Raw genomic sequence first — 23,714 nt, 5'->3', positions numbered from 1 at the left:
TCAGCCAAAGTACCCGAATAAGATATGGCGGCCATGGCTACAATCATAAAGGCATATATCTTTGATGAATTACCGATTATATTATTCCTATTGAAGCATATATATAGTAAGAATAAAATAATACCTATTGAAAGAGATATAAAATTCTTTATTTCTATTCCAATTCCACTCATCCTGACAAACATACAGTATATTATAATTATATGTAATATAATAAGCATTAATATACGAAATTCTCTTGTAGTTTTGGCTATCATTTTTCTATATAGGTTAGTATAAATTTCTGCTATTTTTAATCTAATAATATACAAGATAAGTGCAACCATTGATACAATAAGCGAATTTTTTAATATAGTTTGGTTTAAAGGATATGTAGCAAATCTCGTGGCCATAGCGAAAAAACTGCCCTTGGAATCATTTTCTGTTATAGAAGATAAATTAAAAGGAATGATAAAATTCATGATAGTAAAAAATATAGCCGAAATAATGAGTAAAAAACAAATTCTTTTTATATAATCTTTAAAGTTTATAGCGACAAATGCATATGCAACAAACAAACCGGCAAAAAGGACCAGGCCCACATTTTGTTTAACAAAAAACAATAAAACACAAAATAAAATTCCAATTATATGATAAAATCTGCCTATGTTGGAATTATAATTTTTTATATATTTTATCAAAAATAGTAATGTTAAAAATTCGGTAATATATACATACGTATGATAATCTTTGGCAATATAAGTACCGCTATTTATATTTAAAAATGTCGCAAAAAGAGCTGCGATAGCACTAGCCGGTTTTGAAAAAAACTCCCTCAAAACAGCATAAAGCAAGATTACCTGTATCATTGCAGCTACTACACCGATGCAGGCAAAAGCAAAGAAATTTATCCCGAATATTTTTTGATAAAAGGCATTTATATAGACAAATAACGGAGTCCATGCTAGATAAAAATCTTTATTTATCACCTCTCCCCTATTTACTAAATAAGCATAGGTTTCCCACCATCCTTCTTGGAGTGAGAAGTAATGGTTAAATATCAGTAAATGTAACGCAAGCGTTATACAAAAGCAAAAAGCAACCATTAAATTTTCTAAAATTTTAGTGTTAAACATATCTACCTCAAATCATTTAAAATTATTTTCGCGCTCTCGTCGAAAATTTTACCTTTTAGATGCGCTTTGCAAAATTCCACGATGAGGCCGTGAAATAGCGCATACACGCCGTTTTCATTCTCTAGCTTCCCTGTTTTTGCCGCCGCATCGCAGGGAGAGTTGGCGGAATTTACAAACTCGTAGATCCGCTCAAATTCCAGCTCGCCAAGCCACGCGCTAAGCTCATCGTAGCTTTCAAACTCATAGCCCAAAGCCCCGAGCAGCCGCGCCGAATAGCTGTCTGCGACCATCACCGCGCGCTCACACGCATAGCACAAGATCGCATCGCAGCTCTCCGCGCCGATCCCCTTGCGCGCTAGCAGCCACTCACGGCCAACGCTCGCTTTAAAGCTCTCAAAATCCCCAAAATCAGCGATTATCGCTTTACAAAGCAAACTTAGACGTCTCGCTTTTTGATTATAAAATCCGCTCACTTTAATGATCTCCGCAAGCTCCGCTTCATCTAGCCCAGCAATCCCATCTAAGCTCAAAAGCCCCTTGCTACGCAGGTTTTGCAGTGCCGCGTCGGCATTGCGCCACGCCGTATTTTGGATCAAAATCGCCCCCACGACCACCTCAAAGCTTCCAAATGCGGGCCACCAGCGCAAATTCTTGATTTTCACGGCGCGAAAAAGCGCGATAAAAAGCTCGGTCGCGCTCATCTGCCGTCTCCAAGGACGCTGGGGGCATCAAATTTCGGCTCTATAATCCGTACCTCGCCGCATCTTGCGACAAGCGATGCATACGCCGAAATAATTTTTAAATTTCGCTTAAAGAGTGCCGTGCAACGCATAAAAATTTGAAATTTATGCGTTGCAAAAACAGACGCAAACGGGGTTTGTTCTTGCAAGACACCTGCGATGAGAAGGAATTTCGACGCATCGCTAGGCTTAAATTTAACGATCGTCGCGCACGTAGTGGCAACTTTAAATTTTAGTGCAGCCGCTGCCCTGCTTCGCTCCAGAAGCCGCTTTACGCCGCAACTAAGCTCGCTTACGACATTTTGAAATTCGCGCGCTGTATTCATCTGCCGCCGCCTTTTAAATTTGCAAAAAATTCCTCGCCGAAACTCAAGAAAAACTGCTTTGCCGCGCGGCCGCTGCGGCTTGCGCGAAGCATCGCAAACTCACGCGCCTTTGCATGTAGCTCGTCTAAATTTGCAGCAAAGCTCAGGCGAAATTCCGCCGCGCTCATGCCTTGCGCAGCCGCAAAATAGGCATCTACGATCCCTAAATACTCATGCATGCTCCCGCCGTAAAAGCTTAGCTGTAGTCCAAAGCGCTCGCTAAGGCTGATTCGCTCGTTCGCCGCGTCGCTTAGGTGCAGCTCGCCGCGGCTTATCTGCGCGGCGTCGTTATCGCTTGCGCATTCGCCTACGATGTGGCGGCGGTTGGACGTCGCATACATCAGCACGTTGCGCGGCGCACGCTCCAGTGAGCCTTCAAGTAGCGGTTTTAGGTGCTTGTAACCGCTCTCACCGAGCTCAAAGCTCAAATCGTCGCAAAAAATGATAAATTTAAAGCTCGTTTCGCGGATCGCGTCGATTATATCCGCGAGATAGCCCAGATCGTCTCTGCCGATCTCGATGATCTTAAGGCCTTGCGGGATAAATTTAGAAAAAACCGCCTTCGCAAGGCTTGATTTGCCGCAGCCGCTCTCGCCCCATAGTAGCGCGTGGTTGGCACTCGCGCCGCGCAGGAAGGCGTCCGTGTTTTTTGTAAGAGCCGATTTTTGGCTCTCTAACCCCACAAGCACGTCAAGTTCGGTAAAATCGATGTCACGGACGATCTTTAGCGCCTTTTTATTTGCGCGAAAGACGGCGACCTGCACCGCGCGCCAATCAATCGCGCCAAAATCGCTGAAATAAATTTGCTCGCTAGCGCCTCTCTGTGCGCTTTTTAGGACGGCTTGCGGCGCTAAATTTAAACCGCTCGCCGCGTCCAAATTTAACTCTTCGCTTCTGCTTTTGCTCGCGCTTTTTTTGATATTTTCATCGCAAGTTCGCATTTTTTAGCTCCCTTCGCAGATAGATCAAAATTTCGCTTATCACATCATCATCGTCGCGCGTCTGCGCCTTTAATCGCACCTTATCGCCGTTTGCAAGGGTGATTAAGATATTTTCATCCATGCTCGAAATCACGCGCAAGCCAAGCTTCGTAGCCAAAACCTTAATCATCATCACGTCGATAAATTGCTTAGTGTAGACGTCCGCGCGCCCGAAGCGATCCTCGATCTCGCCGAAAATTTCAAGCACTTCGCTCGCCTCTGCGCACTTGCTAAGCCGCCTGTAAAGATCCAGGCGCAGGCGATCCTCTCTGATAAATTCCGAGTTTAAAAAGGCGTTTACCGAAATTTTAAGCTCCACGCTCGCAGCGGCGCTCTTTCTGCTTAGTAGCTTGCCGATTTCTTCTTCGAGCATCTTTAAATAAAGCGAGTAGCCGATCGCTTCGATATGCCCACTCTGCGCCTCTCCGAGCAGATTTCCGCCGCCGCGAATTTCAAGATCGTGATACGCTAGCACCGAACCGCTGCCCAAAAACGAGTTGCTCTCAAGCGCTATGAGCCGTTTTAGCGCGTCCTGCGTAAGAGCGGTTTTATCCTCGATCAAAAAATAGCAAAAGCCCTGTTTGTTGCTGCGCCCGACGCGGCCGCGCAGCTGGTGTAGATCGGCGATACCGAATTTATCAGCGTTTTCGACGATGATCGTATTTACGCGCGGCATATGAATGCCGCTTTCTACGATGCTGGTGCAAAGTAGCAGATCGTATCCGCCCGCTACAAATTTTAAAATTTCATCCTCAGTCGTCTTGGCGTCGATCTTGGAGTGCAAAATTAAAATTTTAAGGCTCGGCAAAATTTCAAGCAGTTTCTTTTTGGCGTTTTGCATCGTCGCGATGTGGTTATGGACGTAAAAAATCTGCCCGCCGCGTCGCAGCTCGCGCGAGATCGCCTCTTTTATGATCTTTTCGTCCCACTGCTTGACGAAGGTGCGCACGTCGAGGCGGTCCTGCGGCGGGCTAAGTAGCGTGGAGTAGCTTTTAATCGAGCTTAGCGCCATATTTAGACTGCGCGGTATCGGCGTCGCGGACATACTAAGCAGGTGCGAGGCGGCGCTTTTCTCTTTGAGCCGCTCCTTTTGCTTAACGCCGAATTTATGCTCCTCATCGATGATTATGAGCCCTAAATTTGCGGGGTTTAAATTTAAAAGCGAGTGCGTGCCGACCACGACGATCGCCTCGCCGCTTTGCAGGCGCTTTAAAATTTCACTTTTTTGCCTCGCGCTACTGAAGCGATCGAGCTTGAAAACAGGAATTTCAAACTCCCTAAAGCGCTCGCTAAGCGTGGCGTAATGCTGCGAGCTAAGCAGCGTAGTGGGTACGAAAAACAGCACAGAATGACCGCTGCGGATGCAAGTAAAGATCGCATTCATCGCAACCTCGGTCTTTCCAAAGCCTACGTCGCCGCTAAGTAGGCGATCCATCACCTTGCCGCTTTGCAGATCCGCCAAAATCGCGCCCACCGCCTTTTGCTGATCGCTCGTGTAGCTAAAGCCGCTTGCGCTTAAAAATTTCGCATAATCCGCGCTTTCGTTTTTGATGACGAGCCCTCGCACCAGCTCGCGCTTGGCAGCCAGCGCGATGATCTTTGAAGCGATCGCAAAGAGCTTTTCGCGCACTCGCTCTTTAATTTTTGAAAAGCTCGCCCTGCCCAGATGATCCAAGCTTACCGCACCGCCGCTTGCGACGTAGCGATCGATCTTGTTTAGATACTCGACCGGCAGCAGCAGCTTGTCGCCGCCCTCGTAGAGTAGGGATACGAACTCCTTACTGCGCCCCATCACCTCGATGAGCTCAAGTCCGTTAAATTTAGCTATACCGTGATCTTCGTGCACGACAAAATCGCCCACGTTTAGCTCATCCAGAGCTAGGCTCGATCTTCGCATGCGCTTTTTAGGCGCCGCTTTGTTTAGCGAAAGGATGATCCGCTCGGTGCTTATTAAATTTACGACGAAATCCTCGCGTAAAATTTCGATATTGCTAAATCCGCTAAGATCAAACGGCGTGAGCAGCGCGTCGTTTCGCGCGATCAGCGTGATAGCCTCGCTGCGGTGAAATTCAAAAAATTCCTGCGACGGTGTTACGGCAAGGTCTTTAAATTTACGCGCCGCAGGCAATACCTCGATCGCGTCTAAAAAATCCAAATTGCGCTCGGAAAAAATTTCATCCTTTTTGATCTCGTGCAGCAAGACGCAATCAAACGCCTCCGTGTAATCTACGAAGCCCTCAATGAACCAAAACCCGAGCGAGCCCAGATCGTGCGCCAACGCGTCGCTGTCCGCGCGCGATATCTTTTCGCTCACGCTCTCAAACTCGTCCTCGCTTAAATTTGCTAAAAACGGCGCTATCTCGACCTGCGCAAGCTCATCTTTTTCGCTTTTTTGCGTCGCGACGTCAAAGCGCCTGATACTCTCGACCGTCTCGCCGTCGAGCAGAATTCTAACCGCGCTTTCGCTTCCTACCGAAAAAATATCGATAATCTCGCCACGGAAGCTCACCTCGCCCATACTTTCGACGATGTCGCGCACGTCGTATCCCAGGCGTAAAATTTCCTCTTTTAGCTCGCTTAAGTTTAATTCGCTTCCAAATTTTATATTTAACGGGCGCAGATGGCTTGCGGCGGGGAGTTTGTTTAGGATTGTGCGGACGGGCGAGATTAAAATTTTTTTGCCGCTTGCTTTGTAAAACGCGCTAAGAGCGGTGCTGATGCCCGCTAGCTCGCCCATGTAGCTGCGCAGATCCTCGCCGAAGCTAGCTCTAAAATCAGGCAAGCAAAAGGTTGCGTAGCCCATAAATTTAAGCACCTGCTCGCACGCTGCAGCCTCTTTATCGTCCTCGCAGATCAAAAGCTCTTTTTGGTTTTGCAAAAAGTATTCGTAAACCTCGGCCTGCATTATTTAAACCTTTCGATCTGGTGCTGCACGACGTTCGCGATCTCCTGCCACGATACGTTAGGCTCCAAGGTTGAGATATTTTTAAAATTTTGCGCGTTCCAGCTCATAAAATTTGCAGGATCGACGCTTTGAGCCAAAAACCTAACTTCGTAATGCAGGTGTGGGCCGGTGCTGTAGCCGGTGTTGCCGCTATAGCCGATAAGATCGCCCTTTTTAACCCAAGAACCGGGCGTTACGACCGCGGAGCTAAGGTGGCCGTAGCGGGTTTCAAAGCCATAATTGTGCGATAAAATCACTAAAATTCCATATCCGCTGCCGCTACCACCTGCAAACTGCACGAAGCCTTCTGCTGTCGCAAACACCGGAGTGCCCTCACTCGCTCGCAAGTCTATGCCGTGGTGCATCCTCATAACGCCGCTGATCGGATGAGTGCGCATCCCAAAAGGGCTAGTGACGCCACGATACTGCATCGGAAGTCCGTTAGGCACAGCGCTAAGAATCGCGCTCGCCGTTTTTTCGCTAGCTGCGATATGCGCGCCGGAGCCCTTTTTACGCTCCTTTTTCATCTCATTCATCGCAAGCATTACCTGGATATCACTATCCAGCCCGCCTCCATCGTCTTCGCGTCCGTCCAGCTTGGCAAGCACCTCCTCGTTTTTGCCCTCAAGCGCGATATTTTGCTCTTTTAGCGCGAGATTTTCGGCGTATAGGGTTTTGTTTAGCTCCTTTAAATTTGAGCGGTCGCTCGCGAGTTTAAAGATCGCAAAAAACAGAACGAGCAGAAAAATTACGAAAAACGCGGATAAAATTTTAAGTTGAAATCTAAAATTTTCGCCGAAATACAGCGTCTTGGTGCCAAAGTGATCGCTTAGGGTAAGTTTAGTTTTAGCCACGGCGCGCCTCAAGCCATAAAATGAAATTTTCTACCAAATGAAACGAGCCGAAAACCAAATACTCCTCCTCCGCTCTAAGCTCGCCGCGAAACGGCGAATACGGAATTTTAAGCGCGTCAAGCGCACGGGTTATCGCCTCTGCCGCCATTTCGCGATCCGCAACCTCGTAGTTAAAGATCTCCACGCGCTCTACCACGGGCGCTAAAGTCCGCAGCACAGCAGCTACGTCCTTATCGGCAAAGGCGTTGTAAATCAGCACGATCTTTCTGCCCCTGTAGATTTCGGTAATTTCACGGGCGACTTGCTGCGCCGCAAGCTCGTTGTGCCCGACGTCCACGCGTAAATTAGGCGCCAAAATTTCCATCCTGCCGCGTAAATTTAGAGGCGGTAGCTGCGAAATTTCAAATTTCAAATTTAAAAATTTCATTGCGGCAAGCGCTAGAGCTAAATTTGAAATTTGAAATTTAGGCAGATCGTTGCGTGCGCAAAACTCTACGATCTGCGCTTGCTCGCTCTTGCTTAAAAGCTCTGCTGTAAACCTCAAATGAGTTCCTTTTTGCTCTGCGATCTGCCGCGCGATACGAAGCGGAACCTCGCTCATCTCATCGCTTAAAATCGCTTCCTTATCCATCGTAATGAGCTTGGTGTGGGCGATCTGCTCTAGATTTTGTCCTAGCATACCCAAATGATCGGTGCCGATCGGTGTAAAAAGCGACAGCGTGCGCCCAAAGCTCGATGTAGCGTCAAATTCTCCGCCCATCCCAGCCTCGATCACGCAGTAATCGCAATCCCTAAAAAGCACTGCCGCCGCAAGAGTGAGATACTCGAAATACGACAGGCTATCTTTAAACTCCGCGGGCAAGCTCTCTTGCAAAAACTCATGCGCGAAATCAAGCTCCTCATCCGTAGCATCACGACCTAGCGAAATGGGAAGCGAGCTTTGAGCGGATTTAAAATTTGATCCTAGCGGAGATTTAAAATTTTGCTCAGATGAGAATTTGAAATTTTGCTCAGACGGCGATTTGAGATCTTGCGAATTCCATAAATTTTGTGTAGAAGCAGAATTTTGCGTATCTATCGAATTTCGCGCGATAAAATTCTGCTCGCTACAAAAATTTCGTGTGGCAGAAACGAAGCTTTGCAGGGCAGAATTCCGCTCACCATGCGAATTCTGCATGGCGATAAAATCCTGCGTGGTGGAATTTTGCAAATTAGAAATAGAAATTTGAGAGGCTGAATTTTCTCTGTTCGCAAAATTTTGCATCTTTATGGAATTTTGTTTTTCCGTAAAATTTGACGCCGAAGCGGAATTTTGCTCGTTTTTAAAATTTGAAGCGTCGGAATTTAACGCAAAAACTGGGATTTGCGCGATGCGTCCGCCTAGATAGATGCGCTCGTTGAGCCTAAAAACGTGCGGGCTGGTGTAGTGCCCGACGCTAAAGCCCGCTGCGGCGATCGCGTTAGCCAAAAATCGCCCGGTGCTTCCCTTGCCGTTGGTGCCGATGATCTGAATGACGTTTTTGAGCGGAATTTTATCTTTAATGGCGGCATATGCCCGCGGGAAGCGCTCGTAGTCGATTTTTTTGTAATAAATCGGGCGATTTTGCAAAAATTCTTTAATGCTGCGCCCGCTCAAGTCTGAATCCCCTAATCGCAAGCGCCGAAATAAACTCGTCAAACGCCTGCGCAGAGGCATTTTCGATCGCCTTATAGCGATCCTTATCGCTAATGATCGAGCTCGTATCGTAGCTATTTTTGACTAGGCGGCTAACTTTAAAATCGTAATCGCCAACGCAATCCTTGCTGAAAACCTCGCCGTTTTTAAGCTCGGTGCTAAAATTTACGATGAGATTTGCGCGGTAGCTAGTGACATAGCCGAACTGATCGTATGAAAGCTCGCTAAAGCTTAGGCTTTTTATGCTCGCTACTACAATCGTCTGCGCCGAGTTTTTATCCGAAAGGCTCATCCCTAGGCGCTGAACTATACCCTGCCTGATCGCATCTTTGATAGCGACAGTGTTTTGCGGATCGGTCTTGCTCATCATTACATCCACAAATACGCTTCCTCTCATCGTCTCTTTCGCGATCCTTGAAACGGGCTTGTAGCCGCAGCCGATTAAAAAAATCAAACAAAAAACGGTTAAAACTCTTCTCATCTTCGCCTACTTTATCACCAAATTTACAAGCTTGTTTTTGACATAAATTTCTTTTACGATGCTCTTGCCCTCTAGCCATTTGGCGCAGTTTTGCTTCGCAAGGCTTAAAATTTCGCCCTCGCTTAGGCCTGCATCCGCTTCAAACTCGGCGCGTTTTTTGCCGTTAATCGTGACGGCAAGCTTGATCGTATCGCTCTCAAAGACCTCTTCGCAAACTCGCAGCTCGCCGAAATTCCGCCTCTTAAACAGCCTCTCGCTAAGCTCGGCGCAGATGTGCGGCACGATAGGCTCTAGCAGGCACAAGATCACGAAGTAGCCCTCAGTGAATACGTCTTTGTTACTCTGCGCATTTAGGGCGTTTAGCGCCTCCATACACGCGGCGATTAGGGTATTGAAAGCAAAGCTGCTCTCATAAACCTGCTGCGATTTCTTAAGCGCCTCGTAAACCTTGAGGCGGGCGTATTTTTCCTCTTTATTTAGACTTGCGTGGTCGATCTGCGGAATTTTATCCGTAGCGTAGGCGTTTTCGGCGCGATCGTATAGGCGATTTAAAAATTTATACGCGCCCTCTACCGCGCTATCGTTCCATTCAAGCTCCTTTTGCGGCGGTGCTGCAAAAAGTATAAAAAGTCTCGCCGTATCGGCGCCGTATCTCTCGATGATATCATCGGGATCGACGGTGTTGCCCTTGCTTTTACTCATCTTTGCGCCATCTTTTAGCACCATGCCCTGAGTTAGCAGCCGCTCAAACGGCTCGCTATCGCGTAGATAGCCTATGTCGCGAAGAGCCTTTTGGAAAAATCTTGCGTATAAAAGGTGCAAAATCGCGTGCTCAATGCCGCCGATATATTGATCGACATTCATCCAGTAATTCACACTTTGCTCGTCAAACGCCCGCTGCTGCCACGTTCGCTCGTCGCTTGCGTAGCGCGCGAAATACCATGAGCTTTCAAAAAAGGTATCGAGCGTGTCGGTTTCGCGCACCCCGTCGCCGCCGCATTTAGGGCATTTACAAAACTTCCAACTAGGATGCGTATCAAGTGGGTTGCCTTTGCCGGTGATCTTGATGTCCTGCGGAAGCTCTACGGGTAGATTTGAAATTTCTTCGCTTACCAGCCCGCATTTTGGGCAGTGGATCATCGGGATCGGCGCGCCCCAGTAGCGCTGGCGGCTCACTCCCCAATCGCGCAGTTTAAAATTTACCACGCGGCGTCCGAGCTTTAACTCCTCAAATTTTGAGATAACGGCACTTTTTGCTTTCTCGCTATCCATGCCGCTAAACTCTTCAGAATTTACTAAAACTCCGCTCTCGGCGTAAGCTTTGCTCGCGTCGTAATCGCCGCTTTTAGGAGCGATGCTTTGAACGATCGGCAGGTTAAATTTCTTCGCAAACTCAAAGTCTCTCTCATCATGCGCAGGCACCGCCATAACCGCGCCGCCGCCGTATTCGGCTAGGACGAAATTTGCGGTCCAAACGGGAATTTTTTTGCCGCTTAGCGGATGAAGCACGCTGATTCCGAGGCTCACGCCGTCCTTATCGCTTGCTTGGCGCTCGCGCGGGCTTTGATTTAAAATTTCTCTTACTTTCGCCGCAGTCTGGGCGTCAAGTAAGCCTTTATCCAAAAGTCTCTTTACGACCTCGTGTTCCGGCGCAAGCGCGGCGTAGCTCATGCCGTAGATCGTATCGGGCCGCGTCGTAAAAACCTTAAAGCCCTCGATGCCGCCAAGCATGGCGCTGCTTTGCTCGTCAAATTTAAAGCTAAATTCCAAACCCTCGCTGCGCCCGATCCAGTTTTCCTGCATCGTAAGCACCTGAGCGGGCCACTTGCCCTCAAGCTGTTTTAGGCAATCCAAAAGCTCCTGAGCGTAAGCGGTGATTTTTAGATAATAGCCCGGCATCTGCTTTTGCACGACCTCGTTGCCGCAGCGCCAGCACCTGCCCTCCTCGACCTGCTCGTTGGCAAGCACCGTCTGATCGTGCTCGCACCAATTTACCACGGCGTTTTTTCTGTAGATAAGCCCTTTTTCAAAAAGTTTGATGAAAAATTCCTGCTCCCAGCGCGTATAAAGCGGATCGGAGGTGGCGAGCATGCGACGAGCCGAAAAGCTAAAGCCCAGGCGGTGCAGCTCGTTTTTCATATAATCGATATTTTCGTAGGTCCAAGTTTTGGGATGGGTGCCGTGTTTGATCGCCGCATTTTCCGCAGGCATACCGAAGCTGTCAAAGCCGATCGGCTGAAGCACGTTGTATCCGCGCAGCCTGTAGTAGCGGCTCAGCGCGTCGCCGATGCTGTAGTTTCGCACGTGCCCCATGTGAATGCGGCCGCTTGGGTAGGGAAACATCGAAAGGATATATTTTTTAGGTAGGCTATAATCGTCCTTAGGCTCGAAAACCCCTTCATCGTCCCAAATTTTCTGCCATTTAAGCTCAATGCTTTTACTATCGTAAGACATAGGCTCTCCTAAAATTCATCTCTTGTTTTTGCAGATTCGATCGAGATCAAAATGAGCGAGAAGAAATTTGCAAGCAGCGCGCCGATCGCAAGCGAGGTGACGATCGAAAGATCCCCAGGAGCTACCAAGATCAAAACAAACGCAGGTATGAGGTGCAGATCCGCTACGAGCGAGCTTGCGAAAAGCTCGGCTGCGAGCATGTTTCGCACGCCCACCTTCAAAAGCGTCGAGACCGCATTTACGCTGGTTGCGATGAAAAGCAAAATTTCATGCTTTTCGTAAATAAATCCGCCGATCGTAGTCATACTCATAAGAGCGAAAAATATGTAAATTACCCTTCCCCAATTCATCTTCTATCCTTACACCGTGCCTTTTTCATACATGGCTCGGTTTTTTTCTTTCTCTTTGATACGGCGCTGTTTTTCAGCTAAAAACGCGCGATACTTCTCTACGTTAAATTTAAAGATAATCAGTAGCGGCGCGGCTACGAAGATCGAGCTGAAAGTTCCTGCGATGACGCCCACTAACATCACGAAGCTAAAACCGTGGATCATCTCACCGCCCCAGAAGAACAAAATCACTATGACGATGAGCGTAGTAAGCGAGGTTAGGACGGTGCGTGAAAGCGTGTGCGAGATCGATTCGTTTATAACCTCGTCAAGCTTAATCGATTTACTATCTTTTACACCCTCTCGAATTCTATCGAAAACAACGATAGTATCGTTAAGCGAGTAGCCCATTATAGTTAGCAGTGCGGCTAGAATTTCAAGGTTGAAATCCACGCCAGCTAAAATCATCGCGCCTACGGCGACTATGACGTCGTGCAGATCCGATAGTACGGCTGCAATCGCAAATCTCCACTCAAACCGCAGGGTGATATAAACCAAAATGAGCGCAAACGACACACATACCGCTAAAATTCCGTTTGTGCGAAGCTCCTCGCCGACTTTAGGACCTACGATATCGACCTTGCGAATGTCGAAGTTTCCACTACCTTGTAAAATTTTTTGTGCTGCTAAAGCGGGATTATCACCCAGTTCACTCGCAGCGCCCGAATATCTAATCGTGACCTCTTGATCGCTACCGAATTCCGTAACGTTGATATTGCCTAAATTTGCCGCTTCGAAGCGCTTTCTGATCTCATCAAGCGGTGCTTTGGCGTCGTATTTAACCTGAATGAGCGTACCGCCGCTAAAATCGATGCCGTAATTAATGCCCTTAATGAAAAACAGCGCAATAGAGCCTATTATCAAAACAGCAGAAAGCGCAAAGGTAAAATATCTAAATTTCATAAAATCATAAATTTTACCCTTATCAAACACTTGCATTTGCGCCCCCTCTTACTTTATAACCAAGCCAAAGCGCGGTATTTTTGCTCTTTTCCATCTTATCCATTACTAACTCAAACATTCCGTGAGTGCCTAAAATAGCCGTTATCATCGACGCTACAATACCGATGCTCATCGTGACGGCAAAACCTTTCACCGGACCCGTGCCGTAAGCATAAAGCGCAGCAGAAGTAATTAGCGTAGTGATATTTGAATCCACGATCGCGCTCATCGCATTTTCATAGCCTTTATTTATGCTTTGGCGGATTGAAACTCCCGTCCTTAGCACCTCTCTAACGCGCTCGTTAATGATGACATTCGCATCTACCGCCATTCCGATAGTTAGTACGATTCCAGCCATTCCAGGAAGCGTCAAAGTAGCGCCGAATAGCGCCATACAAGCGATCAGAAATAAAATATTGACTACAAGCGCGATGTCGGCAAAAAGCCCCGCCACGCCATAGTAGAAAATCATAAAGATCAAAATCGCAACCGCCGCAAGGCTAAGCGCCGCCATACTCTTATCGATGCTATCTTGCCCTAGGCTAGGGCCGATACTGCGTGTCTCTGAGACTTTAACAGGAGCCAAAAGCGCGCCGCTTCTAAGCGCGATCGCTACGTCGTGCGCCTCCTCGACGCTAAATCCGCCGCTGATCTGACCGCTGCCGCCGCCGATGCGCTCGTTAATGCGCGGTGCGGAGTAAACCTTGCCGTCAAGTACGATCGCAAGGCGCTTACCGACGTTTTTGCCGGTAAAATCGCCAAAAATTTGAGCGCCTTGAGAGTTTAGCGTAAAATTTATGATCGGCTGGTTGGTGTGCTGATCAAAAGCTACCTTCGCATCAACTAGCATCGCGCCGTCTAAAACCGGAATTTCGTTTATGAGATACTTGTAATTCGGATTTTTAACGTCCGGGTAGATCACGTCGCCGTAAGCTCTGGCATCCGCTGCACTGATAGTCTGCGCGCGGTCTTGGCGTACGTCGTCCACCGCCATAAGCTGCAAGTGAGCCGCTTTGGCAATCAGATCTTTGGCGCGTTGCTCATCCGCTGCACTTTTGACGCCCGGAAGCTCAACCAAAATATAGCTCTCGCCCTGCTTTGCTACCGTAGGCTCCGCAAGTCCGAATTGATCCAAGCGGTTTCGGATAGTTTCTACGGCCTGTTCAATCGCGTATTTTTTAGTCGCTTCGACCTCCTCGGGCGTTAGTGTGACGCGGTATTTTTCGCCCGATTTTTGAATGTCTAATCCGCTTGCGGCGCTATGCAAAATCGCATCAAATTTAGAAGCCTCGTCTGCGTCTAAAATTTCAAATTCAAACGAATCGCCTTCCAATTTTAGCCCGTCCATCAGCAGATCGTCGCGCTTGGCGGCGTAATTAACGCTAGCGGCGATCGATTTTATCTTCGAAACGACCGCCTCGTCGCTTTGAACCTCCAAAAGCATATGCAGACCGCCTTGCAGATCCAGACCCAAGTTTATCTTGCTTCCCTTTTCGGTCTGAAAGATCGAAGGCGCGGCAAAAATCGCCGAAAAAATAACCGCAGCCAAAAAGATCAGCAGACGGTATGAAATTTTACTGCTCATCTAATTTTCTTGCCACGAATTGTTTATCTAGCTCGACCATGACCTCATCGTTAAGCTTAACTGTGATAAAATCATTGTTTGTTTTCACGACCGTGCATTTTATGCCACCGCTAGTTATGATCTTATCGCCTTTGCCGAGCGCATCGACCATCGCTTTATGATCCTTGGCCTGCTTTTGCTGCGGTCTGATAATCAAAAAATACATAATCGCAAAGATTACGACGATAGGCAAGATTGATGCAAAGAAGTTTCCTTGTTCCATGTGTTTCCTTCATTAGAAATTTAAAAAGTAGCTATTTTACATTAAGTTACATAAATAAAGGCTTTGTTCTTGCCCTTGCGCTTTCAAATTTTATTTTTGTAGAAATTTTAAGCTCTAAATTTGACGGCTTGGCTGCTTTGGCGGCGGAATTTCTCTCGCCTCTAATTGCGATAGCAGCACTTTTTTATCTACTAAAAGCAAGCAAGGCGGAGTGGTTTTGGTGCGGATTTTTTATCGGCGCGCTATGGATGCACTGGATCAGCTTCAGTCTGATCTATTTCGGTCTTGCGTTTTTGATTCCGCTTGAAATTCTTGGAATTTGTCTCGTTTACGCCTTTATTTTCCGCATCTTTGCGATCTTTAACGCACCGGTTTTGCGCGCTGCGTGCCTTTTGATTCTAAAATTTATCCATCCCTTCGGCTTTGATTGGCTAAATTTTGAACTGCTGCTAAGCCATGGAATTTTCAGAGCCGATCTTAGCGCGCTGGCTCTGATTTTAGCGGGACTTTGCGCGGTTTTGTATCTACGCGGACGCGGCATTGCGGCTAGGCTTAACGCCTTAATTTTCGCGATATTTTTGATCTGCGCGCTGCAATTCAGCCAAAAAGAAGCCGAGCCGCTACCTATTAAAATTTCGCTCGCAAACACCGATATTTCGCAGTATGACATCTGGGCAAAGGATAAAATTTTATCCGCCGCGTTGGCAAATTTGGCTCGGATTGATGAGGCGATCGCGGCGGGGCAGGATGCGATAATCTTGCCCGAGAGCGCCTTTGCGATGCCGCTAAATTTAGAAAACGTGCTAGTTGAAGCTCTAAAGGAAAAATCGCGCGCAATTACGATCGTAGCAGGCGCGGAAGCGTATGAGAACGGGAAATTTTACAACAGCGCCTATCTTTTTGCAAACGGGGAAATGAAGCGCTTTGATAAGCACATTTTGGTGCCGTTTGGCGAAATGGTACCGCTGCCTGAATTCGCGCGAAATTTCATAAACCGCGTGCTGTTAGGCGGCGCAACCGATTTTTCGACGGCTAGCGGTTTTAGCGACTACGAGCTTGGCGGCAAGAGCGTAAGAAGCGCTGTTTGCTACGAGGCTACGCGCGCGGAACTTTACGAGGGCTCGCCCAAATATGTCGTAGCGATCAGCAATAACGGCTGGTTCGTGCCGAGCTACGAGCCCTATTTGCAGCGCCTCATAATCCGCTACTACGCGAGCTTGCACGGCACGCTGATCTATCACGCCGTAAACGGCAGCGCTAGCGAGATAATCGCTCCGAAAAAGATCTGGATAAACCGCCTTAAAGATCATCTAAAATAGCCTAAAAAGTTATTTTTAAACGACTTTTGGATAATATTTTAAAATTTTATTAGGAGCTAAATTTATGGCTAAATACAATCGCGTACTCGTAAAATTTTCGGGTGAAGCGCTAGCGGGAGAGAACGGCTTTGGGATCGACAGCGAAATTTTAAAATTTATCGCTAAAGAGATCAAGCAGCTCGTAGAGGGCGGCATCGAAGTAGGCATCGTAATCGGCGGCGGCAACATCATTAGAGGCGTAAGCGCCGCAGCTAGCGGTATCATAAAGCGCACCAGTGGCGATCATATGGGCATGCTAGCTACCGTCATAAACGCAATCGCTATGAGAGAAGCGCTCGAATACGCAGGCATGGACGTGCGCGTGCAAAGCGCGATAAAGATGGAAGCGATCTGCGAGACCTTCATCATCGGCCGCGCCAAAAGGCACCTCGAAAAAGGGCGCGTCGTGATCTTTGCCGCAGGCACCGGAAATCCGTTCTTCACGACCGATACCGCAGGCACGCTCCGCGCGATCGAGATCGGAGCCGACGCTATCATAAAAGCCACTAAAGTAATGGGGATCTACGACAAAGATCCGCAAAAATTTAAAGACGCCAAATTGCTTTCCAAAGTCACTTACGACCAAGCCTTGCACGACAATATCAGGGTGATGGACGATACGGCTATCGCGCTTGCTAAAGACAATGCGCTTCCGATCATCGTATGCAATATGTTTAAGAGCGGAAATTTATACAAAATCGTCGATGGCGGAGATCTAAGCTCCTGCTCAATCGTAAAAAACTGAAATTTAAAATTTAAGGAGAATTGATGAGAACCGAACAAATTGTAGCCAAGGCTTTAAAAGTAACGGGCGGAGACCGATATAAGCTATCTTTGATGATAAGCAAACGCGCCGAGCAGCTAGCTGCAGGCGAACCGCCGTTAATAGATAACGTAGATACTCGCAAGATGAAATTTGCCGATATAGCAATCTTGGAACTAGCCGAAGGTAAGATCGCATTAGATGGAATCGTTGACAAGGATTAATGATAACTTCTTAGAAAGTCTCATCGACGACGTCGTCGATACCAAAGACATTCAAAGCGCCAAGCAGCTGCTTTATAATCTAAAAGAGCCTACTCCGTTACTGGTGGATGCTATAAATTTATGCATCGCGCAGCACGACGGGCAGTTTCGCAAAAGCGGCGAGCCATATGCGATCCATCCGATTTTGGTAGCTTGCTTCGTATCTTTTATGGGTGGAGACGACGCGATGGTTATATCTGCGCTACTACACGACGTAGTAGAGGATACAGATTACAGCATCGAGCAGGTTAGACAAAGATTCGGCGACGAAGTAGCCAAAATCGTAGAGGGGCTTACTAAAATCGTAAATATCAGAGAGGATAAATTAGCCCCATCCGGCGATAGCAACGCCAAGCTACGCACTACCGCGCTTACCTTCCGCAGGATGCTGATGATCTCCATTAACGATCAGCGCGTTTTGGTAGTCAAGCTCTGCGATAGGCTGCACAATATGCTAACCCTAGACGCACTTCGCCCCGATAAGCAAAAACGTATCGGCGAGGAGACGCTTTTGGTTTACGCGCCGATCGCGCACAGGCTTGGAATTTCATCGATCAAAAACGTGCTTGAAGATCTTAGCTTCAAATACGTTATGCCTAAAGAATACGCAGCGATCGCCGATTACGTCGAGGAGCATAAGCAGCAGCTTCAGATGAGCTTGAGCAAATTTAGCGAAAAGATCAAGGAGTATATGCTCTCAAACGGCTTTAGCGAGGGCAGCTTTGAGATCCAAAAGCGGATGAAGCACTACTACTCGATCTTTTTAAAAATGCAGCGCAAAGGAATTTCGATCGAGGAGGTGCTCGATCTTTTGGCTATCCGCATCATCGTGCAAAAGCCGATGGATTGCTACTTAGCTCTGGGTATAATCCATACTAAATTTAACCCGCTCATATCGCGCTTTAAGGATTATATCGCGCTTCCGAAGCAAAACGGATATCAGACGATCCACACAACAGTCTTTAACGAAAGTATGATCGTAGAGGTGCAGATCCGCACCTTTGATATGCACAACACCGCAGAATTCGGCGTTGCCGCGCACTGGAAATATAAATATAGCGGCTCGATCAATCCGAAGCTTGATTGGCTAAACGACATCGGCATGCAGGAAGAGGACGACGCCAACGCCGAGGATCTTTACGAATACGCTAAAGACAGCCTCTACGTAGAAGATATCGCCGTGTATTCGCCCAAGGGCGGAATTTTTACATTGCCGCGCGGTGCTACGGCGCTTGATTACGCCTATGAGATACACTCTCAAGTGGGCTTAAAAGCGACCGAGGCCTTTATAAACCGCGTCAAGGTGCCGCTTCTTACGGAGCTTAAAAACGGAGATATCGTTCATATCATCACCGGAAGCGAGCCACACTACCGCTGCAGCTGGCTAAGCTCTGTAAAAACCGGCAAGGCGCGCGCGACGATAAAGGCATTTTGCAAGCAAAAGATCAGAGATATAAATTTTGAAGTAGCGATTAAAATTTTATGCGCGATCTTTACGACGAGCAAGGAGAGCATTCTAAGCTGGCTCGAAAAAGAAAATTTAAGCAAAAAGATCGGCAAAGCTGCCTATGACTCGGTATTTTTAAAAGACGTCGTAAATGCGCTGAAAAAATACCCGCTCAAAGAGAAATTTTTCAATATGAAATTTCGCAGCAAGTATGAGATCGAGAAGCAAAAATTTGACAACATCGTGGTGTATTCAAATTTTAAAATCGACGAGGTTGAGTTTGATTACTGCTGCAACCCAAAGCGCGGTGACGACATCATCGGCTTTCGCAACGGACACGGCGTGACGGTGCATCATAAGCTGTGCGAACGTGCAAGCGAGCTAATCAAAACCGATGAGATGATCTTCGTAAAATGGACGCGCAATGCGCCGCACCGCTATAAGATCATATTAAATTTAGAAAACAAGCGCGGCTCGCTGGCGACGTTTTTGAACTATTTAGTCAAGCTCGAGGTCGATCTGGTGTCGATAAGCCTCAACGAAAATAGCGAAACGACGTCGGATTATTTTGAGATCATCATCGAGCTAAACGAAAATTTAGACTCCACGGAGATTAAAGATAAACTCAAAAACCGCTTTAAAATCGTGGATTTCGTATCGCTTACGGACGTATATAAAAACTAAATAAGGGAGAGCAAATGGCTGACATTCAAGGCATTATGGAAAATTTTAAGCGCGGTGTCGCGGAGATCATCGGCGAAGAGCAAATAGAGGCACTGATTAGGCGCTATTACGACAGCGGCGAGGTCTTTTACGTCAAAATCGGCATGGATCCCACTGCTGCGGATCTGCACCTAGGACACGCCGTCGTGCTAAATAAGCTTGCATTTTTGCAAAACCACGGCGCGATCGTGCAATTTCTAATCGGTGATTTTACTGCTCAAATCGGAGATCCTACAGGCAAGAGCGAGACTCGCAAAAAACTAGCGCGCGAAATCGTGCTTCAAAATGCCAAAACCTACGAGCAGCAGGTCTTTAAAATTCTAAATCCCACCAAAACCAAGGTGATGTTTAACTCCGAATGGACCAACCGCCTAGGCGCTAGCGGCATGATTGAGCTATCAAGCACTTTCAATGTTGCCCGGATGCTCGAGCGCGACGACTTCGAGAAGCGCTACAAGGCAGAGCAGCCGATCAGCATCAGCGAGTTTATGTATCCGCTACTGCAAGGATACGACAGCGTTTGCATGAAATGCGATATAGAATTTGGCGGTACCGATCAGAAATTTAATCTTTTAATGGGTCGCCAGCTGCAAAGAATTTATGATGTCGGCAAAGAACAAAGCGTCGTGATGATGCCGCTTTTAGTAGGTACCGACGGCACGAATAAAATGAGCAAGAGCCTTGGCAACTACATCGGCGTAACCGATACGCCTCATGATATGTACGGCAAGGTGATGAGTATCAGCGATGCGTTAATGTGGGATTGGTATAATCTACTAAGCCAAAAAAGCAGCGAAGATATTGAGCTAATAAAAGGCTTCGTGGCGGATGGTTCTATCCATCCTAAGGCGGTTAAGGAGGAGCTTGCCTCCGAGATCGTCACGCAATTTTATGACGAAAATACCGCCTTTGAGGCCAAGCAGGAATTTGACCGCGTTCACGGCGCAGGCGAGCTTCCTAGCGAGATCAAGGAATATCACGTAAGCTCGCCTGCATGGATAGTAAAGGCGCTCATCAGCTGCAAGCTCGCAGTCTCTAGCTCAGATGCACGCAGGTTGATAAAATCAAACGCCGTCAGTATCGATCAAAATAAAATTTTAGATGAGCAGCTTCAGCTAAGCTCGGGCGAATACACGCTTCAAGTAGGGAAGAAGAAATTCGCTAAATTAAAGGTGGATTAATGAGTATAAAGATAGGCAAACACAAGATTACGCACCCGATAATTCAAGGCGGCATGGGACTTGGTATCAGTTGGGACAATCTCGCCGGCAATGTCAGCCTAAACGGCTGTCTAGGCGTCATTAGCTCGGTCGGCACCGGCTACTACGAAAATCTTAAATTTGCCAAAAAATCGCTCGATGGCAGACCATATCAAAGCGAGAATTTTTATAGCAAAGAGGCGCTTTTTACCATCGTGCAAAACGCCCGTAAAATTTGCGGCGATGCGCCTTTGGGGATGAACGTAATGTGCGCAGCGAACGACTACGAGCGCATCGTGCGCGACACGTGCGAGGCAGGCATCGACGTTATCATTAGCGGCGCGGGACTTCCTACCAATCTGCCGGAATTTACGGCCGATTTCCCGGACGTCGCGCTCGTGCCTATCGTCTCCTCCGCTAAGGCTCTTAAGATCATCGCCAAGCGCTGGAAGCAGCGCTACGACAGAATTCCCGACGCCGTAGTGCTCGAAGGCCCTCTTAGCGGCGGACATCAGGGCTTTACCTACGAGCAGTGCGGCGATCCGGCGTTTGCGCTGGATAATCTAATCCCGCAAGTGAAAGCGGAAATCTCGCAATGGGGCAGCTTCCCGCTATTTGTCGCAGGCGGAATTTGGGATAAAACCGACATCGATCGCGTGAAATCTTTGGGCGCGGATGGCGTGCAGATGGGTACGCGCTTCATCGGCACCTTTGAATGCGACGCCGCGGAGGAATTTAAACAGGTGCTTCTTAACGCCAAAAAAGAGGACATCGAGCTTCTAAAATCACCCGTAGGCTATCCTGCGCGCGGAATTCATACAAATTTACAAGATATGATCGCCGCAGGCACGGCGCCTAAAATCCGCTGTATCAGCAACTGCGTAAGCCCATGCGAGCGCGGCAAAGGCGCTAACGCCGTAGGATACTGCATCGCCGACCGCCTAAGCGACGCATATCTGGGCAAAACGCAAAGCGGTCTGTTTTTCACCGGCGCGAACGGATGGCGATTAAACGAGATAATATCCGTGAAGGAATTGATAGAAAAACTTGTAAATGGCGAAGATAGTTAAAATTTTTCTAATCGCGGCTTTTAGCTGCGTATTGGCGTTTGGAGCTTCCAGCGAGGCATTTTTTGCGAAATTCGACAAGGATTTCATTGTGGCGACGCCAAATTATAAGCGCTCGCTGCACAAGGAGCTAAAATCGCTCTATCAAGGCGCGTCCGATAAAGAGGTCCGCATCAAAGCGCTAAAGAGGCTAGTTTACAGCTCGAAAAATTTAGGGCTTGACTCCTCGCCTTATGAATCTGCGCTAGCCAAATTACAAGGCAAAGCAAGCGATAGCAGCACGAATTCTAAAAAGCTCAAAGATGAAAACGCAAAAAATTCCAAAAGCTCGGACGAGAAAAACGCTTCAAATTTAGCGCATAGCTCCAAAGCCTCCGCCTCCAAAAAATCTAAGAATTCAAAAAATTCCACTTCCAAAAATCTCAAAAAGACGCACGTCCCAGAAGAAGCCGATCTAAGCTCGCTATCTAGCGAGGATTTGGAATTCTTACGCTCGACCAGACCGATCGGCGCGGACGAGGCCGTAGACGCCCAAGAGGACGATGGCGGCGAGGACGCAATCGCGCAAAACGAGGATGAGGAGGAGGCCGCAGATCAAAGTAGCGAGCTTAGAAAAAGCAGCGTCAAAAAAGCGGACAAAAACGCCCAGCTTGCGTTAAATTCTCTGCGCGGCGATAAAAACGAGATCGTGCTTGAGTTTAACCGCGATCTAAAGCGCGGCGATTATAAAGATTTTACGATCGCAAGTAGCGATAATTTTCGCTTCGTGATTGATTTTAGCGCACGGCAAAAGTCACAAAAAACGCGGCTTAAAGATAGCTTTGTTAGCGATGTACGCGTCTCGCAATACAACGATAAGACCGTGCGCATCGTACTTAGCGACCCGAAAGAATTTAACGCAAACGTTGAAATTAGCGGCAATATGATGATTTTAAGTACAGCTGAAGGCTTAAAAACCGCAAAAGCCGCGCGCGCAGAAAAAAACAGAGATCAAAAATCGGGGCGCAAACGCGGGCGCGAACAAGATAGCGAGCCGCAAATCAGCACGATAGAGGAATCAGGGGGCGCCAAATCGACCTCCGTAGCTGCCGGTAAAATTTACAAATCGACCAAGGGCAAACTCATCGTAATCGATCCGGGTCACGGCGGCAGCGATTCGGGCGCGGTCGGAAACGGGCTGAAGGAAAAAAACGTCGTGCTGGCCACATCCAAAAAGCTCGGTGCGCTGCTTACCAAGCGCGGATACAAGGTGCTTTATACGCGCAGCACCGACGTTTTTATAAATCTACGATCGCGTACCGCTTTCGCCGCTAAAAGAAATGCCGATATGTTTATTTCGATCCACGCAAATGCCGCTCCTAACGCCAGCGCGGCATCCAAAATGAGCGGCGTGGAGACCTTTTTCTTAAGCCCGGCTAGAAGCGAGCGCAGTAAAAACGCCGCAGCACTCGAAAATAGGGGAGATTTGGAGGATATGAATACCTTCTCGAAGCAGACCTTCCTAAATTTCTTAAATCGCGAGAAGATAATCTCCTCAAACAAGCTTGCCATCGACATTCAAAGCTATATGCTAAGCTCGGTCAAAAAAAGCTTCTCGAGCAGAGACGGAGGCGTGCGCGAGGCGCCGTTTTGGGTACTAGTGGGTGCTACAATGCCTGCGGTGCTCGTGGAGATGGGCTATATCACGCACCCGCAGGAGGGTAAAAATTTAGGCAAAAGCGCCTATCAGGACCGCATCGCTCAGGGTATCGCAAACGGCGTGGACGCGTACTTTCAGAAAAACAAGTGATGAAATTTTACGCGCCGCGCATTTTTGCAAGCGAGATGAATTTTATTTCGGCGCGAGATCTGCTCCGCAGATAAATTTTAGCTGGCGCGATAGCTCTTGTGGATAAACAGAGCGCGGAGGCGGTAAATTTAAAATTTTAAAGCCCGCCGCGCTAAATTTAAAGCAAAACGCGCGGCGCTTGCATGCAAATTTCGCTCGCGTGCCAAATATTTACTGCGAGCGGATAAATTTTACGGAGCGTCTTGCGGCGCCACGAGCTAGGGACACATACGGCTTAGACGCGGAATTTTAACGCAGCTCGGCGTAAAATTTTTAAACG

20 protein-coding genes and 1 pseudogene are annotated in these 23,714 nt (G+C 47.7%); 7 read left to right on the top strand and 14 right to left on the bottom strand.

Features of this window, described 5'->3' with window-relative positions; translation table 11 throughout:
- From Q0117_RS05150 to yajC, 14 genes and pseudogenes are all read right to left on the bottom strand, one after another.
- On the bottom strand, positions 1–1,115 hold a 1,115-nt coding region (locus tag Q0117_RS05150; RefSeq protein ID WP_297923420.1), incomplete at its 3' end, for a glycosyltransferase family 39 protein.
- Between the two features lie 2 nt (positions 1,116–1,117).
- The gene (locus tag Q0117_RS05145) at positions 1,118–1,816 is read right to left on the bottom strand and encodes a 3-methyladenine DNA glycosylase (RefSeq protein ID WP_297923418.1); all 699 of its coding nucleotides are present in this window, start codon (positions 1,814–1,816) and stop codon (positions 1,118–1,120) included.
- Entirely contained in the window at positions 1,813–2,181 is a 369-nt protein-coding gene (locus Q0117_RS05140; protein ID WP_297923416.1) for a hypothetical protein, read from the bottom strand. The genes Q0117_RS05145 and Q0117_RS05140 overlap by 4 nt, the downstream gene beginning before the upstream one ends.
- Positions 2,178–3,161, bottom strand: coding sequence for an ATP-binding protein (locus Q0117_RS05135; RefSeq protein WP_297923415.1), 984 nt, complete (start codon positions 3,159–3,161; stop codon positions 2,178–2,180). Before Q0117_RS05135 ends, Q0117_RS05140 begins: the two co-directional genes overlap by 4 nt.
- The gene (locus Q0117_RS05130; RefSeq protein WP_297923414.1) at positions 3,145–6,105 is read right to left on the bottom strand and encodes a DEAD/DEAH box helicase; all 2,961 of its coding nucleotides are present in this window, start codon (positions 6,103–6,105) and stop codon (positions 3,145–3,147) included. Before Q0117_RS05130 ends, Q0117_RS05135 begins: the two co-directional genes overlap by 17 nt.
- A complete protein-coding gene (locus tag Q0117_RS05125) occupies positions 6,105–6,998 on the bottom strand; it encodes a M23 family metallopeptidase (RefSeq protein WP_005872272.1) in 894 nt (297 codons plus the stop codon). The genes Q0117_RS05130 and Q0117_RS05125 overlap by 1 nt, the downstream gene beginning before the upstream one ends.
- Positions 6,991–8,175, bottom strand: coding sequence for a bifunctional folylpolyglutamate synthase/dihydrofolate synthase (locus Q0117_RS05120; protein ID WP_366807793.1), 1,185 nt, complete (start codon positions 8,173–8,175; stop codon positions 6,991–6,993). The genes Q0117_RS05125 and Q0117_RS05120 overlap by 8 nt, the downstream gene beginning before the upstream one ends.
- Before the next feature lie 228 nt (positions 8,176–8,403).
- Positions 8,404–8,577 (bottom strand): annotated as a pseudogene (locus tag Q0117_RS10635) (bifunctional folylpolyglutamate synthase/dihydrofolate synthase); the annotation flags it as partial.
- Between the two features lie 37 nt (positions 8,578–8,614).
- Positions 8,615–9,154: an LPS assembly lipoprotein LptE gene (lptE, locus tag Q0117_RS05115; protein ID WP_297923410.1), complete on the bottom strand. Its 540-nt coding sequence runs from the start codon at positions 9,152–9,154 to the stop codon at positions 8,615–8,617.
- 6 nt (positions 9,155–9,160) lie between these two features.
- Complete coding sequence (gene leuS, locus Q0117_RS05110) at positions 9,161–11,608, bottom strand: leucine--tRNA ligase (protein ID WP_297923408.1); 2,448 nt, start codon at positions 11,606–11,608, stop codon at positions 9,161–9,163.
- 8 nt (positions 11,609–11,616) lie between these two features.
- Positions 11,617–11,958, bottom strand: a complete 342-nt coding sequence (locus Q0117_RS05105; protein WP_297923406.1) for a DUF6394 family protein — start codon at positions 11,956–11,958, stop codon at positions 11,617–11,619.
- A 9-nt stretch (positions 11,959–11,967) separates the two neighbouring features.
- Complete coding sequence (gene secF, locus Q0117_RS05100) at positions 11,968–12,936, bottom strand: protein translocase subunit SecF (RefSeq protein ID WP_297923404.1); 969 nt, start codon at positions 12,934–12,936, stop codon at positions 11,968–11,970.
- Positions 12,923–14,524, bottom strand: coding sequence for a protein translocase subunit SecD (secD, locus tag Q0117_RS05095; protein WP_297923402.1), 1,602 nt, complete (start codon positions 14,522–14,524; stop codon positions 12,923–12,925). The genes secF and secD overlap by 14 nt, the downstream gene beginning before the upstream one ends.
- Positions 14,514–14,786 (bottom strand): preprotein translocase subunit YajC, encoded by a 273-nt coding sequence (yajC, locus tag Q0117_RS05090; protein ID WP_005872282.1) that lies wholly within the window; start codon positions 14,784–14,786, stop codon positions 14,514–14,516. Before yajC ends, secD begins: the two co-directional genes overlap by 11 nt.
- On the opposite strand from yajC, the gene Q0117_RS05085 reads away from it, so the two are divergent.
- From Q0117_RS05085 to Q0117_RS05055, 7 genes are all read left to right on the top strand, one after another.
- Complete coding sequence (locus tag Q0117_RS05085; protein ID WP_297923399.1) at positions 14,762–16,105, top strand: apolipoprotein N-acyltransferase; 1,344 nt, start codon at positions 14,762–14,764, stop codon at positions 16,103–16,105. The two genes, yajC and Q0117_RS05085, sit on opposite strands and share 25 nt — an antisense overlap.
- Before the next feature lie 64 nt (positions 16,106–16,169).
- On the top strand, positions 16,170–16,889 hold the full coding sequence (pyrH, locus tag Q0117_RS05080) for a UMP kinase (protein ID WP_297923397.1): 720 nt from the start codon (positions 16,170–16,172) through the stop codon (positions 16,887–16,889).
- 23 nt (positions 16,890–16,912) lie between these two features.
- Positions 16,913–17,131 carry a DNA-directed RNA polymerase subunit omega gene (locus Q0117_RS05075; RefSeq protein ID WP_297923395.1) on the top strand — a complete coding sequence of 73 codons (219 nt, stop codon included), beginning with the start codon at positions 16,913–16,915 and terminating at the stop codon, positions 17,129–17,131.
- A complete protein-coding gene (locus Q0117_RS05070; protein WP_297923393.1) occupies positions 17,109–19,301 on the top strand; it encodes a RelA/SpoT family protein in 2,193 nt (730 codons plus the stop codon). Before Q0117_RS05075 ends, Q0117_RS05070 begins: the two co-directional genes overlap by 23 nt.
- A gap of 14 nt (positions 19,302–19,315) precedes the next feature.
- Complete coding sequence (gene tyrS / locus Q0117_RS05065; RefSeq protein WP_297923391.1) at positions 19,316–20,521, top strand: tyrosine--tRNA ligase; 1,206 nt, start codon at positions 19,316–19,318, stop codon at positions 20,519–20,521.
- Positions 20,521–21,609, top strand: a complete 1,089-nt coding sequence (locus tag Q0117_RS05060; protein WP_297923389.1) for a nitronate monooxygenase — start codon at positions 20,521–20,523, stop codon at positions 21,607–21,609. Before tyrS ends, Q0117_RS05060 begins: the two co-directional genes overlap by 1 nt.
- An 88-nt stretch (positions 21,610–21,697) precedes the next feature.
- Positions 21,698–23,395, top strand: a complete 1,698-nt coding sequence (locus tag Q0117_RS05055) for an N-acetylmuramoyl-L-alanine amidase (RefSeq protein WP_297923387.1) — start codon at positions 21,698–21,700, stop codon at positions 23,393–23,395.
- Positions 23,396–23,714: the final 319 nt, after the last annotated feature.

Source organism: uncultured Campylobacter sp. (assembly GCF_937997535.1).
Lineage (GTDB): Bacteria > Campylobacterota > Campylobacteria > Campylobacterales > Campylobacteraceae > Campylobacter_B.
Note: the sequence above shows the minus strand (reverse complement) of the source record. Positions and strands in the feature narration are given on the sequence as shown.

Bases quoted from the DNA above. Each gene is read 5' to 3' on its own strand.
- yajC (WP_005872282.1), bottom strand. From the start codon at position 14,786: ATGGAACAAGGAAACTTCTTTGCATCAATCTTGCCTATCGTCGTAATC.
- Q0117_RS05130 (WP_297923414.1), bottom strand. From the start codon at position 6,105: ATGCAGGCCGAGGTTTACGAATACTTTTTGCAAAACCAAAAAGAGCTT.
- Q0117_RS05105 (WP_297923406.1), bottom strand. From the start codon at position 11,958: ATGAATTGGGGAAGGGTAATTTACATATTTTTCGCTCTTATGAGTATG.
- Q0117_RS05070 (WP_297923393.1), top strand. From the start codon at position 17,109: ATGGAATCGTTGACAAGGATTAATGATAACTTCTTAGAAAGTCTCATC.
- Q0117_RS05075 (WP_297923395.1), top strand. From the start codon at position 16,913: ATGAGAACCGAACAAATTGTAGCCAAGGCTTTAAAAGTAACGGGCGGA.
- Q0117_RS05140 (WP_297923416.1), bottom strand. From the start codon at position 2,181: ATGAATACAGCGCGCGAATTTCAAAATGTCGTAAGCGAGCTTAGTTGC.
- secD (WP_297923402.1), bottom strand. From the start codon at position 14,524: ATGAGCAGTAAAATTTCATACCGTCTGCTGATCTTTTTGGCTGCGGTT.
- Q0117_RS05145 (WP_297923418.1), bottom strand. From the start codon at position 1,816: ATGAGCGCGACCGAGCTTTTTATCGCGCTTTTTCGCGCCGTGAAAATC.
- leuS (WP_297923408.1), bottom strand. From the start codon at position 11,608: ATGTCTTACGATAGTAAAAGCATTGAGCTTAAATGGCAGAAAATTTGG.
- tyrS (WP_297923391.1), top strand. From the start codon at position 19,316: ATGGCTGACATTCAAGGCATTATGGAAAATTTTAAGCGCGGTGTCGCG.
- Q0117_RS05085 (WP_297923399.1), top strand. From the start codon at position 14,762: ATGCAAAGAAGTTTCCTTGTTCCATGTGTTTCCTTCATTAGAAATTTA.
- pyrH (WP_297923397.1), top strand. From the start codon at position 16,170: ATGGCTAAATACAATCGCGTACTCGTAAAATTTTCGGGTGAAGCGCTA.
- Q0117_RS05120 (WP_366807793.1), bottom strand. From the start codon at position 8,175: ATGCAGAATTCGCATGGTGAGCGGAATTCTGCCCTGCAAAGCTTCGTT.
- lptE (WP_297923410.1), bottom strand. From the start codon at position 9,154: ATGAGAAGAGTTTTAACCGTTTTTTGTTTGATTTTTTTAATCGGCTGC.
- secF (WP_297923404.1), bottom strand. From the start codon at position 12,936: ATGCAAGTGTTTGATAAGGGTAAAATTTATGATTTTATGAAATTTAGA.
- Q0117_RS05135 (WP_297923415.1), bottom strand. From the start codon at position 3,161: ATGCGAACTTGCGATGAAAATATCAAAAAAAGCGCGAGCAAAAGCAGA.
- Q0117_RS05060 (WP_297923389.1), top strand. From the start codon at position 20,521: ATGAGTATAAAGATAGGCAAACACAAGATTACGCACCCGATAATTCAA.